13 protein-coding genes are annotated in these 13285 nt (G+C 66.1%); 12 read left to right on the top strand and 1 reads right to left on the bottom strand.

What is annotated here, in order from left to right:
• Positions 1–284: 284 nt before the first annotated feature.
• The 6 genes from MU582_07950 to MU582_07975 all read left to right on the top strand — a co-directional run bounded on the left by MU582_07950 (position 285) and on the right by MU582_07975 (position 5468).
• Complete coding sequence (locus tag MU582_07950) at positions 285–1145, top strand: Cof-type HAD-IIB family hydrolase (GenBank protein UPK76553.1); 861 nt, start codon at positions 285–287, stop codon at positions 1143–1145.
• A complete protein-coding gene (locus tag MU582_07955) occupies positions 1142–1567 on the top strand; it encodes a VOC family protein (GenBank protein ID UPK76554.1) in 426 nt (141 codons plus the stop codon). Before MU582_07950 ends, MU582_07955 begins: the two co-directional genes overlap by 4 nt.
• On the top strand, positions 1548–2273 hold the full coding sequence (locus MU582_07960) for an enoyl-CoA hydratase (GenBank protein UPK76555.1): 726 nt from the start codon (positions 1548–1550) through the stop codon (positions 2271–2273). Before MU582_07955 ends, MU582_07960 begins: the two co-directional genes overlap by 20 nt.
• 26 nt (positions 2274–2299) lie before the next feature.
• Complete coding sequence (locus MU582_07965) at positions 2300–2968, top strand: DUF4241 domain-containing protein (GenBank protein ID UPK76556.1); 669 nt, start codon at positions 2300–2302, stop codon at positions 2966–2968.
• 173 nt (positions 2969–3141) lie between these two features.
• Entirely contained in the window at positions 3142–3534 is a 393-nt protein-coding gene (locus MU582_07970; protein ID UPK76557.1) for a DUF393 domain-containing protein, read from the top strand.
• Between the two features lie 53 nt (positions 3535–3587).
• On the top strand, positions 3588–5468 hold the full coding sequence (locus tag MU582_07975) for a propionyl-CoA synthetase (protein ID UPK76558.1): 1881 nt from the start codon (positions 3588–3590) through the stop codon (positions 5466–5468).
• Between the two features lie 119 nt (positions 5469–5587).
• Here MU582_07975 and MU582_07980 read toward each other — a convergent pair whose 3' ends face one another.
• Positions 5588–6061, bottom strand: coding sequence for an Lrp/AsnC family transcriptional regulator (locus MU582_07980; GenBank protein UPK76559.1), 474 nt, complete (start codon positions 6059–6061; stop codon positions 5588–5590).
• 147 nt (positions 6062–6208) lie between these two features.
• On the opposite strand from MU582_07980, the gene MU582_07985 reads away from it, so the two are divergent.
• Genes MU582_07985 through MU582_08010 form a run of 6 tightly spaced genes read left to right on the top strand, consistent with a single transcriptional unit; the run spans position 6209 to position 13102 of the window.
• Positions 6209–7714 (top strand): gamma-aminobutyraldehyde dehydrogenase, encoded by a 1506-nt coding sequence (locus MU582_07985; GenBank protein UPK76560.1) that lies wholly within the window; start codon positions 6209–6211, stop codon positions 7712–7714.
• Positions 7714–8877: a spermidine/putrescine ABC transporter substrate-binding protein gene (locus tag MU582_07990; protein UPK76561.1), complete on the top strand. Its 1164-nt coding sequence runs from the start codon at positions 7714–7716 to the stop codon at positions 8875–8877. The genes MU582_07985 and MU582_07990 overlap by 1 nt, the downstream gene beginning before the upstream one ends.
• Positions 8861–10015 carry an ABC transporter ATP-binding protein gene (locus MU582_07995; protein UPK76562.1) on the top strand — a complete coding sequence of 385 codons (1155 nt, stop codon included), beginning with the start codon at positions 8861–8863 and terminating at the stop codon, positions 10013–10015. Before MU582_07990 ends, MU582_07995 begins: the two co-directional genes overlap by 17 nt.
• The gene (locus MU582_08000) at positions 10012–10902 is read left to right on the top strand and encodes an ABC transporter permease (protein ID UPK76563.1); all 891 of its coding nucleotides are present in this window, start codon (positions 10012–10014) and stop codon (positions 10900–10902) included. The genes MU582_07995 and MU582_08000 overlap by 4 nt, the downstream gene beginning before the upstream one ends.
• Positions 10899–11711 (top strand): ABC transporter permease, encoded by an 813-nt coding sequence (locus tag MU582_08005; protein UPK76564.1) that lies wholly within the window; start codon positions 10899–10901, stop codon positions 11709–11711. The genes MU582_08000 and MU582_08005 overlap by 4 nt, the downstream gene beginning before the upstream one ends.
• Positions 11708–13102, top strand: coding sequence for an FAD-binding oxidoreductase (locus MU582_08010; protein ID UPK76565.1), 1395 nt, complete (start codon positions 11708–11710; stop codon positions 13100–13102). Before MU582_08005 ends, MU582_08010 begins: the two co-directional genes overlap by 4 nt.
• The last annotated feature ends 183 nt before the right edge of the window (positions 13103–13285 follow it).

Here is a 13285-nt window from a genome sequence, read left to right on the forward strand (position 1 = left end):
CGCTGGGGCTCCGGTGCCGGATAACCAGCAGACGATCGGCCAGGTGTCCGTGGGGTCACCGGCCATCTGACCATTGACCTAGCGGCCATCTGACCACGGTGGCTGCGGCCAAGTGACCACGACCAAGCGTCGGTACTGCATACTTGCGGGTGGTGGGGACGCCAAAGCTGGCATGCGGGCGATCGCTTCGTTGCGGGTTACGTGCTGTACACCGGACATCAAACTCTGCCGTTCGGATCGAAGATCCGGGCGCTCCCGATTGACGCGCTTTGGAGGATGGGTCCGTGAGCAACATCGCCAGGAGATCGACGGAGCCTGTGGCCAGCTCGCCGCCGTCGATGGGTAGTCGCCGGCCGCGCCTCGTCGCGACAGATATGGACGGCACCCTGCTGCGCACCGACGGTTCGCTGTCGGAGCGTACGCGCCGGGCGATCGGCGCGGTTGAGGACGCCGGCGTGACAGTGGTGTTCGTGACCGCGCGACCGCCGCGGCGCCTTGACGGGTTCGCCGACGTGGTGGGAGAGCACGGCATCGCGCTGTGCGCCAACGGCGCGTTCGTGTACGACGTAGCACGGCGGTCCGTGATCGACAGCCAGGTCATCGACAGGTCCGTACTCGAGTCGGTCCTCGCCGATCTGCGTGCTGCAATGCCGGGGATCGTGTTCGCGGTCGAGCACGCTGACGGGATGTCGCGGGAGGACGGGTTCTCGACGGCGGTGTGGGGCAAGGAGGGCGATGTCGCAGAGCGGGTCGCCGACCTGAGCTCGCTACCGGTCGGCAAACTGCTCGGGCGGTCCGAGGAGATGGACCCGGCCGACTTCCACGATCGTGTCGAGGAGGTGGTCGGCGGTCGGGTCGAGCTCGCGTACTCGGGTGCGGTCGGCCTCGCGGAGATCACTGCCAAGGGCATCACGAAGGCGTCGGGGCTCGCGCGTTGGTGCGACGAGCACGGTATCGGGGCCGATGAGGTGTGGGCGTTCGGCGATATGCCCAACGATCTGCCGATGCTGACGTGGGCAGGTCGTGCATACGTCGTAGCCAACGCCCACCCGGACGTACTCGCCGTCGCCGACGAGGTCGTGCCCGCCAACGACGACGACGGGGTCGCGGCGACCCTCGAGCGGATCGCGGCGGTTGCGTCGTGACCTTTCATCACGTCGAGCTCTGGGTAGCCGACTTCGATGCGGCTGAGCCCCGGTGGTCCTGGCTGCTCGACCTGCTCGGTTGGCCGCGCCTCGACACCTGGGTACGCGGAGCGTCATGGGGCTCTGCGACGGCGGGCTATCTGGTGATCGAGCAGTCGCCGGACGTACGCGATCGGCCGCACGACCGTCTTCGTCCCGGGTTGAACCACCTCGCGTTCTGGGCCGCGGACCCCAGCGCAGTCGACGCCCTGTGGGATGCCGCCCCGCAGCACGGCTGGCGACATCTCTTCGCCGAACGCCACCCGTACGCGGGCGGCGCCCATCACTACGCCGCCTACCTCGAGGATGCCGACGGCTTCGAGCTCGAGATCGTGGCGAAAGCTCAACCAGACGGGAGAGTCGATGATCGAGACACGACGTGACGATGCCGTAGCCGTCATCACACTGCGCCGACCGGAGCGCCGCAATGCGCTCGACATCGAGCATTGCGATGCTCTTCGCGAGGCGGTGGAGGCCGCGACCGGAGACGGCGCGCGAGCGATCGTGATCACCGGCGAAGGCACCAGCTTCTGCTCCGGAGCCGACCTCGACGGCGTGTACGGCGAAGCCTTCCGGAGCAGCCTGTACGCCGCGTTGCTCTCGGTGGTCGACACGCCGGTGCCGGTGGTCGCGGCGGTCAACGGTCCGGCGATCGGGGCGGGTACGCAGCTCGCGATCGCCTGTGACCTGCGCATGGCCGCGGAGACGGCGGTGTTCGGTGTGCCGACGGCCCGCAACGGTCTCGCCGTCGATGTCTGGACCATGCGCCGACTCGCCGACCTTGGCGGTGGGGCTGTTGCTCGACGCGTGATGCTGAGTTGTGACCTGGTCGAGACGGCGGCCGCGCTGACCTGCGGGCTCGCCGACCGCAGCGGCGACACCGAGGCGGCGATCGCCTGGGCGAAAGAGCTCGCATCCCTTGCCCCGTTGACGCTTGCGTACAACAAGCTGGTCTTGAACACGCCCGATGCCGAGGCCGATGATGCTCGCTTGCAGGCAGCATTCGATGCGTGCTGGGGCAGCGATGACCTCGAGGAGGCCCGCATGGCGCGAAAGGAAAAGCGCGCGCCGGTCTTTCGCGGACGCTGACTCGTGGTCCATGATGTGGAAGCACCATGACCGAACGCTCTGAACACCCCCGGCTCGCTCGCCAGGTCGGCGCGCGGGAAGGTGCGGCGTACAACTACGAGGGCTCGCGCGTGATGCTGCGGCGTGACCTCATCGGTACCGTCGACGTACCGAGCGGCGAGTTGCTGTTGTGCGACGCCGGGGGATCCACCGACGACTCGGTTGCCGTACGAGTCCCGCGCGGCAGCTATCGCGTATACGTCAACTCTTTTCGCGGCGAGTACGCCGAGGTGCGCGAGCCCATCACCGTGACGGTCGCTGTCCGTCTGCGAGAGACCGGCGGCATCACGTTCGCACCGCTCGGTGACTACGCGCTTTCGTTGCCCGTCGAAGATCCGGACGACCCGGAGGATGACGATCTGCATTTCGTCGGCGTCGACGCTGGTGCGGTGTGCGTCGTCGACCGCAAGACATGGGCAGCCGGTGACGGACTTCCGCTGCGCTCCGACCTCGTGGCAGAGCAGTTGACGCTGGCAGACGGGGCACGTGCGGTTGTGTCCTCGACCGGTCTCGGCGGCGGTGGTTATCCGGTATTCGGCGGGTACGACCTGCATGGCGAGCTCGCGGTCGTGTACGTGTCGTTCGACATGGTCTTCGAGGGCGAGCGTGAGTCGGCCTACGACGCCGCTTCGGGTACATCTGCGGCCCCATACTGAGAGTTAGTGTCCTGCGTTTGAAGTGGTTTTACGGAAGGCGTCGTCCAGGTGGATGCATCCGCAAGGACGAGGAGGACGGGCATAGTCGGTCCTATTTCCGACGACGAGGACGCCGCGGGGCGCCGCCTGGGCGGCGAAAGACGTCAAGGTACTTCGAACGCAGGACACTAGGTATGCCGGTCGCGACCTTCCTGTACGACGGAGACTGCGCGTTCTGCTCGAGCTGTGCGAGGTTCCTCGAGCGTCGGATCGCCCGCGGCGTCGACATCGTGCCGTGGCAGCGAGCCGATCTGGACCGGCTGGGGGTGACCGCGGCGGAGTGCGATCAGGCGGTGCAATGGATGAGCGCGGCAGGGTCGCACAGCTCAGGTCCGGAGGCGATCGCCGATGTCATGCGCGCTGGGCGTACGTGGGCTCGACCGATCGGCTGGTTCCTCGGCCGGTCACTCGTGCTCAGAATCGCGTGGCCCGCGTACCGATGGGTCTCGACGCACCGCGACAAGATGCCGGGAGGCACGGCGACGTGCGCCCTGCCGGCGGCCGACCGGTCCGACCCGCCCGAGTGAGGCATGCCGTCGCCAGGTGCGCACCCGTTGCGTAACGGTGCGAGGATGCCGTCATGGGTGCATACGAAGAGACCTACGCGCGCAGTATCGACGACCCGGCGGGCTTCTGGCGTGACGCGGCCGGTCTGGTCGACTGGATAAGACGCCCGAAGCAGATCCTCGACGACTCGCGCCCGCCGTTCTACCGCTGGTATCCCGACGCCACCCTGAACACCTGCTACAACGCACTCGACCGGCATGTGGTCGCCGGTCGTGCCGACCAGCTCGCGCTCATCCACGACAGTCCCGTGACGGGCGACGTGCGCACCCTCACGTACGCCGAGATGGTCGAGCAGGTGGCGGCGTTCGCCGGTGCGTTGCGAACCCTCGGCGTCGACAAGGGCGACCGCGTGCTCATCTACCTACCGATGGTCCCGGAGGCGGCGATCGCGATGCTCGCGTGCGCGCGTATCGGCGCTGTCCACGCCGTTGTCTTCGGAGGCTTCGCCCCCAGCGAGCTGGCCGTACGCATCGACGACACCCGGCCCACGGTGATCGTCTCCGCCTCCTGCGGGATCGAGCCTTCGCGGGTGATCGAATACAAGCCGATGCTCGACGAGGCGATCGAACTCGCTGCACACGAGCCGGAGTCGTGCGTGATCCTGCAACGTGAGCAGGCCGTTGCCGATCTGATCGATGGGCGTGACATCGACTTCGATACGGCGATGAAGATCGGGCGCGCCGATCCGGCCGGCTGCGTCGCGGTCGCGGCCACCGACCCGTTGTACATCCTCCACACCTCCGGTACGACAGGTAGACCGAAGGGCATCGTTCGCGACAACGGCGGGCATGCGGTCGCGTTGACCTGGTCGATGCGCAACATCTACGACGTCGGCCCGGGCGAGGTGATGTGGGCCGCGTCCGACGTGGGCTGGGTCGTCGGCCACTCCTACATCGTGTACGCGCCGCTGCTCGCGGGAGCGACGACGGTGATGTACGAAGGCAAACCGGTCGGCACGCCCGATGCGGGAGCGTTCTGGCGGGTGATCGAGCAGCACGGGGTCGATGTGCTGTTCACGGCGCCGACCGCGTTCCGCGCGATCAGGAAGGTCGATCCGCGAGCCTCCCTGCTCGCCGACTACGACACGTCCAGCCTGCGTACGTTGTTTCTCGCGGGCGAGCGGCTGGACCCCGACACCTACGAGTGGGCGAGCAAGGTGCTCGGCGTACCGGTCGTCGACAACTGGTGGCAGACCGAGACCGGCTGGCCCATCGTCGCGAACCTCCGCGGGTTGGAGCCGCTTCCGCTCAAGGCGGGCTCACCCTCGGTGCGCGTACCCGGCTATGACGTGCGCATCCTCGATGAGCGTGGCGACGAGGTCGCGCCGGGCACCGAAGGGGCGATCTGCCTGAAGCTTCCAATGCCGCCGGGCACGCTGCCGAGTCTGTGGGAGGACGACGACCGGTACGTCGCGTCGTACCTCTCGGGGTACGACGGCTACTACCTGTCCGGCGACGGGGGAATGATCGATGACGACGGTTATGTGTACGTACTCGGGCGTACCGACGATGTGATCAACGTGGCGGGGCACCGGTTGTCGACCGGATCGATGGAGGCGGTGATCGCGGAGCATCCGGCAGTCGCCGAATGCGCGGTCGTCGGCGTGGCCGAGGAGCTCAAGGGTCAGGAGCCGCGTGGGTACGTCGTGCTGAAGTCGGGCGTCGAGATCGACCCCGAGACGCTCGCCGCGGAGCTCGTTGCGTCGGTCCGGGCGAAGATCGGCGCCGTCGCGGCATTCAAGAGCGTCACGGTCGTACCGGCTCTGCCGAAGACCCGCTCCGGTAAGATCCTGCGCCGTTCGATGCGCGAGATAGTCGATTCCGGATCGACGAGCGCCCCGTCGACGATCGAGGATCCGTCCGTACTCGACACCATCGCCCCGCTCCTACGCTGACACGTGACTAGTACCCCGGTGAGACGTGACTAGTACCCCGCTGACACGTGACTACCGCAGTGTGAAATCCACGTGTGGGCAGGGCACTTCTCACGTGTCAGCGGGGTGTTTCTCACGTGTCAGCGGACGCCCCAGGAGTACGTCTGCTTGCGCAGTTTCAGATAGACGAAGGTCTCCGTACGCTGCACTCCGTCGATCGCCCGGATGCGGTTGCTGATGATCTCGAGCAGCGCGTCATCGCTCTCGCAGACCACCTCGGCCAGTAGGTCGAACCCGCCGGCGGTGATCACCACGTAGTCGATCTCGGTGAGGTCGGCGAGCTTGTCGGCGATCGGCTCGATCGGCCCGTCGGCGGTGATCCCGATCATCGCCTGTCTGTCGAAACCGACCTCGAGCGGATCGGTGACGGCTACGATCTGCATAGCGCCACTTTCGATCAGCCGCTGGACGCGCTGACGCACCGCTGCCTCGGAGAGGCCGACCGCCTTGCCGATGGCCGCGTACGGCCGACGCCCGTCGACCTGTAGCTGCTCGATGATGCCCTTCGACACCTCGTCGAGGACGACGCCGCTGCTCGATCTGCGTTCGGTCATTCGCACATCCTGCCTCATCACTGGCCGACCTATGGATTTCGTTGCGAACTGGGATCATAACAACCGAATCGCTTGTCGACCGCCGACGAGTTTGCGACTATACGTTGTGACGCCGCTCACGTACGTCGTCCGGAGGAGTTACCAGCAGTGTTCGACAACGGTCATCAGTACATCGCGGGCGAGTACCGCGCCGGCACGGGGGAGCGGGAGGTCGACATCGTCAACCCCGCGACGGGAGCGGTGCTCGCAACGCCCGACCTCGCGTCGACCGACGACGTCGACCGGGCAGTACGCGCCGCTCGCGACGCGTACGCCGACTGGTCGACGGCGACACCTGCCGCGCGGTCGGATCTGATGCACGCCTTCGCCGCGGAGTTACGTACGCGTGAAGAGTCGCTCGCGCAGGCGGAGACGCTGCAGACCGGCAAGCCGATCCGGATGTCGCGCGAGTTCGACATCGCGGGAAGTATCGACAACGTCGCCTTCTTCGCAGGCATGGCCCGCCACCTGCCCGGGCTCGCGAGTGGTGAGTATTCCGGCGAGCACACCTCCACCATCCGGCGCGAGCCGATCGGAGTCGTCGGCTCGATCGCGCCATGGAACTACCCCTTGCAGATGGCGGCCTGGAAGGTTCTTCCGGCGATCGCCGCCGGCAACACCATCGTGCTCAAGGCGGCCGAGATCACCCCGTACACCTCGCTGATGTTTGCCGAGGCGGCAAGTGCGGCGGGCATTCCCGGGGGCGTCATCAACGTGCTCACCGGCACCGGTCCCGCTGCCGGCGAGGCACTCGTCGGTCACCGCGATGTGTCGATGGTCAGCTTCACCGGGTCGACGGCCGTAGGCTCTCGGGTCGGCGCGATCGCTGCCGGTGCTGCGAAGCGCGTCCACCTCGAGCTCGGCGGCAAGGCGCCGTTTGTGGTCTTCGACGACGCCGACCTCGAAGCGGCGATCCACGGAGCGGTCGCCGGTTCCTGCCTCAACACCGGTCAGGACTGCACCGCTGCAACGCGAGCCATCGTGCACGAGTCGCTGTACGACGACTTCTGTGCGGGTGTCGCCGACCTCATGGCGTCCATGCGACTGGGAGACCCGCACGACGACGACACCGACATCGGTCCGCTCTCGTCGCAGCGCCATCTCGAGCGCGTGCGTACCCATGTCGAGAAGGCGAAGGCCGACGGCGCCACCGTGCGGAGCGGCTCGCTGCCGCGCGATCCCGAGTTCGCTTCCGGGTCGTACTTCCCGCCGACGCTGGTCTCCGGCATCGACCGCGATGCGGCGATCATGCGTGACGAGGTGTTCGGCCCGGTGCTGGCGGCTGTGTCGTTCGGCACCGACGACGAGGCGATCGACATCGCGAACGACACCCCGTATGGCCTCGCGGCGTCAGCATGGACGCGTGACCTCAACCGGGCCAACCGGGCGAGCCGCGAGATCGAGGCCGGCTGCGTGTGGGTCAACGACCACATCCCGATCATCTCGGAGATGCCGCACGGAGGCTTCAAGCAGTCCGGATTCGGCAAAGACATGAGCGCGTACTCGTTCGAGGAGTACACCCAGATCAAACACGTCATGGTCGACAACACCGCCGTGCCCCGCAAGGACTGGCATCGCATCGTGTTCGCCGACCGCTCGACGGGAGGCAGCTGATGGGCAGAGTCAGCAGGCGTACGCTCCTGCGCGGCGCGGGTGCAACGGCATTCGGCGTCGGCAGTCTCGCGGTGCTACCGCTGTTCGACGCGCCGGGTACGCGCATCGAGGCGGGTACGTGCGTGAGCACGGATCTGTCGGACACCCAGCCCGACCTGATCATCTCGAACTGGCCCGCGTACATCGACCCGCCGAACAAGAAGGGTTCGACGCTTCGTACGTTCGAGGAACGCACCGGTATCTCCGTCACGTACAACGTCGACTACAACGACAATGCGGAGTTCTACGCGAAGGTGCGCAACCAGCTCGGTGCGTGCGAGCCGGTGAAGCGCGACATGTTCGTGTCCACCGACTGGATGGCCGCCCGGATGGTGAACTCGGGCTGGATCCAGAAGCTCGACGCGAGTCGCGTGCCCAACCTGCACGACAACCTGCTGCCGTCGTTGAAGGACAAGAAGTGGGATCCCGACCGGGAGTACTCCGCGCCGTGGCAGAGCGGGCTCACCGGCATCGCCTACAACGCCGCGAAGACCGACGAGCTCAAGTCGTTCGAGGAGCTGCTCACCCGCAGCGACCTCAAGGGCAGAGTCACGCTCCTGTCGGAGATGTACGACACGATGATCTTCATGCTGATCCGAGTGGGCGCCGACCCGCTCGACTTCGACGACACCGAGTGGGAGAACGCGATCGACAACCTGCGGGAAGTCGTCGACTCCGGTCAGATCCGGGCATTCACCGGCAATGAGTATCTGCAGGATCTCCAGTCCGGCAACATCGTGGCCTGCGAGGCGTGGTCGGGCGACATCATCCAGGCCCAGTTCGACAATCCCGATATCAAGTTCGTCGTGCCCGAGGAGGGCTTGTCGCTGTGGAGCGACAACATGATCGTGCCCAACAAGGCCGACCACTTGGGCAACGCCGAAGAGTGGATCGACTACTACTACGAGCCCGAGGTGGCCGCGAAGCTCGCCGCCTGGGTCAACTACATCTGCCCCGTGAAGGGTGCGCGCGAGGCGATGGAGAAGGTCGACCCGAGCCTGGTCGACAACGCACTGATCTTCCCCGACGAAGAGATGCTGGCGAACGCCGTCGACCTGATGCCGCTCGATGCGGATCAGACCCGCAGATACGAAGGAGACTGGGCCGATGTCACAGGTGGATAGCGACGCGAGCACCGAGAAGGGCGACCTGAGAATCGAGTCTTTGACCAAGGATTTCGGCACCTTCACTGCCGTCAAGAGCATCGACTTGGTCGTACCGCAGGGCGACTTCTTCGCGCTGCTCGGCCCGTCCGGATGCGGTAAGACCACGACCCTTCGCATGGTCGCGGGTCTGGAGGTTCCGACGTCCGGCCGCATCCTGCTCGGTGACCGAGAGGTGACGTACGAGAAGCCGTACCGTCGCCCAGTCAACACGGTGTTCCAGAACTACGCGCTCTTCCCGCATCTCGACATCTTCGAGAACGTCGCATTCGGTCTGCGGCGCCGCAAGGTCAAGAACGTACGCGATCGGGTACAGCAGCTGCTCGAGTTGGTCGAACTCGAGTCCCAGGCCAAGAAGAAGCCGTCGCAGCTGTCCGGCGGTCAGCAGCAGCGGGTCGCGCTCGCGCGGGCGTTGATCAACGAGCCCGAGGTATTGCTCCTCGACGAGCCGCTCGGCGCACTTGATCTCAAGCTACGCAGGGCGATGCAGATCGAGCTCAAGCGGATCCAGACCGAGGTCGGCCTCACGTTCGTACACGTCACCCACGACCAGGAGGAGGCCATGACGATGGCCGACACCATCGCGGTGATGAACGGAGGTGTGATCGAGCAGATGGGTCCGCCGTCGGTGCTGTACGACAACCCGGCAACGACGTTCGTCGCCAACTTCCTCGGCCAGTCGAACCTCATCGCCGGGCAGATCGTCGGCAACGACAGCGCCTCGTACGTCGTAGAGATGGCCGGTACGAAAGCCTCAATCCCCAAGGAGCGCTCGCATACCGACTCCGGCTCGGGCTGGGTCGGCATTCGCCCGGAGAAGGTGCTGATCTCCGAGGTCGACGGCGAGCTCGACGCACCGGGCAACCGGATCCCCGGCGGCGTCATCTCCGATGTGAGCTTTGTCGGCGTCAGCACGCAGTACCTCGTCGAGATGCCGTGGGGTCAGGAGCTGATGGTCTTCGAACAGAACACCGGCAGCCGAGGCCTCTTCCAGGTCGGCACACCCGTCGACCTGTCGTGGCGACCCGAGTACGCGTTCCTGCTCGACGCCGACCAGGACGTCAGCGCCGGACGACAGCTCGAGGATGCGCCGGCATGAGCACCGACGTACGCGAGACGCCCGGGGAGGCAGGCGTCCGACGCCGCAGGATCCCGACCGGCTACCTGCTGATGATCCCGGGCATCATCTGGCTGTTCGTTTTCTTCGTCGTACCGTTCTACTCACTTGTCGCGACGAGCCTGTACGACCCTGACGGCTCAGTGCTCGACGGGTACGAGATGACCTGGCATGTCGGCAACTATGTCGATGCGCTGAGTGAGTACTGGGGTCCGCTCGTACGCTCCCTCGTCTACGGCGGCATCGCCACGTTGCTGTGCCTGATCATCGGCTACGTGCTCGCGTACGCGATCGCCTTCAAGGCGGGGCGTTGGAAGAACCTCATGCTGGTGTTGGTGATCGCGCCGTTCTTCACCAGCTTCCTCGTACGCACGCTGTCGTGGAAGCTGATCCTCGCCGACGACGGCTGGGTCGTGAACACCCTGCAGTTCCTGCAGATCGTCGGCGACGAGGGCAGGGTGCTGGCCACGCCGGTCGCCGTCGTCGCCGGCCTCACGTACAACTTCCTGCCGTTCATGGTGCTGCCGCTGTACGCCAGCCTGGAGAAGATCGACGGCCGCCTGATCGAGGCAGCGACCGACCTGTACGCGTCGCCGGCGCGTGGGTTCTGGAAGGTGACGTGGCCGCTGTCGATGCCGGGTGTCGTCGCGGGCACGCTGCTGACGTTCATTCCGGCGGCGGGCGACTACATCAACGCCCAGCTGCTCGGCAGCCCCAACGAGCGGATGGTGGGCAGCGTGATCCAGAACCTCTTCACCGACGCGGGCGACTACCCGGCCGCAGGCGCGATGTCGATCACCCTGATGGCGCTGATCGTGGTGATGGTCGTGGTCTATGCACGCCGGTCCGGAGCGGAGGACCTCGTATGAGTCCTCTGCAGCGAATGGGCCGCTGGATCGCCGACCACCTCGTACTGGCGCTCGGCATCATCGTGCTCATCTACACGTTCATCCCGATCGCCGTCGTCGTGCTGATGAGCTTCAGCAAGCCGAGCAAGGCGTACGTCTTCAACGGGTTCACACTCGACAACTGGGCGAACCCATGTGCCTCGGAGGGCATGTGTCCTGCGGTCGTCCGCAGCGTCGAGATCGGTCTGCTGGCGACGATCTGCGCGACCGTGCTCGGTACGCTGATCGCGTTCGCGCTGGTACGCCATCGATTCGCCGGGCGTACGACCGCGAACGTGTTGATCTTCCTGCCGATGGCTGCCCCCGAGATCGTGATGGGCTCGTCGCTGTTGGCGTTGTTCGTATCGGCGGGCTTCGGCGGACGCCTCGGATTCTGGACCATCCTGATCGCGCACATCACGTTCTGCATCTCGTTCGTCGTGGTCACGGTCAAGGCGCGACTCGCCGGCCTCGACGGGTCGTTGGAGCAGGCCGCGATGGACCTCTATGCCAATGAGCGGGAGACGTTCTGGCGGGTGACCTTCCCGCTGGTGTTCCCCGGTATCCTGGCGGCGGCGCTGTTGAGTTTCTCGTTGTCGTTCGACGACTTCATCATCACGAACCTCAACGCGGGTACGACGACGACGTTCCCGATGTTCGTATGGGGTTCAGCGCTGCGCGGTGTTCCGATGCAGGTGAACGTCGTCGGCACGGTGATGTTCCTGATCGCGATCATCCTCGTCGTCGCGCCGGAGATCTCGCGTCGGCGTAAGGCGAAGGCTGGCGCATGACGTCTGTGCGCGAGCGGGTGCGTGCGGCGCAGCCCGAGCCGTTTTGGCTCGCCGATCCGGCACGCCCCCAGCCGATGCCGCGGTTGACGAGTGACGTTCGTACCGACTTGCTCGTCGTCGGCGGCGGGTACGCAGGTCTCTGGTCGGCGCTGCTCGCTCGTGAACGCAACCCGCACCGCGACGTAGTGCTCGTCGAGGCGGGTACGTGCGGCAACGAGGCGAGTGGGCGCAACGGCGGCTTCTGCGAGGCGAGCCTGACACACGGCTTCGACAACGGTGTGGCGCGCTGGCCGGACGAGCTGCCGGACCTGCTGCGATTGGGTCGCGAGAACCTCGACGCCATCGAGCAGACGGTCTCGAAGTACGGCATCGACTGCAACTTCGAGCGCAACGGCGAGCTCGACATCGCGACCGAGGACTACCAGGTCGACGAGTTGCGCGACGGAGTCGAGACGATGCGCGCGTACGGCGGCGCGGCGGAGTTTCTCGACAGAGACGCGGCACGGACCAGATTCGAGTCCCCGCTGGTCCGTGCGGCGATCTACGATCCGGACGTCGCCCTGGTCGAGCCGGCCCGGTTGGCCTGGGGCCTGCGAGCGGCGTGCCTCGAAGCCGGAGTCGAGATCTATGAGAACTCACGCGCGAGCGAGCTCGACCGCAGCGGCTCGGCTGTCCGTGTACGGGTCGGTGATCACGCGGTGACGGCGCGCCGGGTGATCCTCGCGACGAACGCGTTTCCGCCTCTCCTTCGCCGGCTTCGGCTGATGACCGTGCCCGTGTACGACTATGCGTTGATGAGCGAGCCGTTGACCGAGAGCCAGCTGAGCGAGATCGGGTGGTCCGGGCGCGAAGGCGTCGGCGACAGCGGCAACCAGTTCCACTATCTGCGGCTCAGTCGCGACAACCGCATCTTGTTCGGCGGGTACGACGCGATCTACCACTATGGCAACGGCATCCGGCGATCGTACGAACAGCGGCTCGATACCTTCGAGACGCTCGGCCGGCACTTCGATGCGTACTTCCCGAGCCTCGAAGGCATCGGGTTCACGCATCGTTGGGGCGGGGTGATCGACACGTCCACGCAGTTCTCCGCGTTCTATGGCACGGCGTACGGCGGGTCGGTCGCGTACGCGTTGGGCTTCACCGGTCTCGGTGTCGGTGCGACGCGTTTCGCCGCGCTCGTCATGCTCGACCTACTCGACGGCGCGACGACCGAGCGTACGGAGCTGGAGATGGTACGGAAGAAGCCGCTGCCGTTCCCGCCGGAACCGGTCCGCTACGCGGGCGTACAACTGACTCGTTGGTCGTTGGCACGCGCAGATGCCAACCAGGGCAAGCGAAACCCGTGGCTCAAGCTGACCGATGCGCTCGGGCTCGGCTTCGACTCCTGACACCGCACTCCGACCGCATCCGCTCGCGCCGAGGTACGCCGTCCTGCCACACAGGGGCGCTCTTGTGGCGGGATTACGTACCTCGGCGAGTAGTTGGGCGGATGCGACGGCGGCGCGAGTACGACCTAGCGAGTGCGCCTTGTCGTGGCGGGTTTGTGTCATAGCGCGTTCCCGCCACGTCCG

This window comes from Nocardioidaceae bacterium SCSIO 66511, from assembly GCA_023100825.1.
GTDB lineage: Bacteria > Actinomycetota > Actinomycetes > Propionibacteriales > Nocardioidaceae > Solicola.

What these genes read in the sequence shown, in the direction of transcription:
- MU582_07960 (UPK76555.1), top strand. Translation starts at nt 1,548, where the DNA reads ATGATCGAGACACGACGTGACGATGCCGTAGCCGTCATCACACTGCGC.
- MU582_07965 (UPK76556.1), top strand. Translation starts at nt 2,300, where the DNA reads ATGACCGAACGCTCTGAACACCCCCGGCTCGCTCGCCAGGTCGGCGCG.
- MU582_07970 (UPK76557.1), top strand. Translation starts at nt 3,142, where the DNA reads ATGCCGGTCGCGACCTTCCTGTACGACGGAGACTGCGCGTTCTGCTCG.
- MU582_07975 (UPK76558.1), top strand. Translation starts at nt 3,588, where the DNA reads ATGGGTGCATACGAAGAGACCTACGCGCGCAGTATCGACGACCCGGCG.
- MU582_07980 (UPK76559.1), bottom strand. Translation starts at nt 6,061, where the DNA reads ATGACCGAACGCAGATCGAGCAGCGGCGTCGTCCTCGACGAGGTGTCG.
- MU582_07990 (UPK76561.1), top strand. Translation starts at nt 7,714, where the DNA reads ATGGGCAGAGTCAGCAGGCGTACGCTCCTGCGCGGCGCGGGTGCAACG.
- MU582_07995 (UPK76562.1), top strand. Translation starts at nt 8,861, where the DNA reads ATGTCACAGGTGGATAGCGACGCGAGCACCGAGAAGGGCGACCTGAGA.
- MU582_08000 (UPK76563.1), top strand. Translation starts at nt 10,012, where the DNA reads ATGAGCACCGACGTACGCGAGACGCCCGGGGAGGCAGGCGTCCGACGC.
- MU582_08005 (UPK76564.1), top strand. Translation starts at nt 10,899, where the DNA reads ATGAGTCCTCTGCAGCGAATGGGCCGCTGGATCGCCGACCACCTCGTA.
- MU582_08010 (UPK76565.1), top strand. Translation starts at nt 11,708, where the DNA reads ATGACGTCTGTGCGCGAGCGGGTGCGTGCGGCGCAGCCCGAGCCGTTT.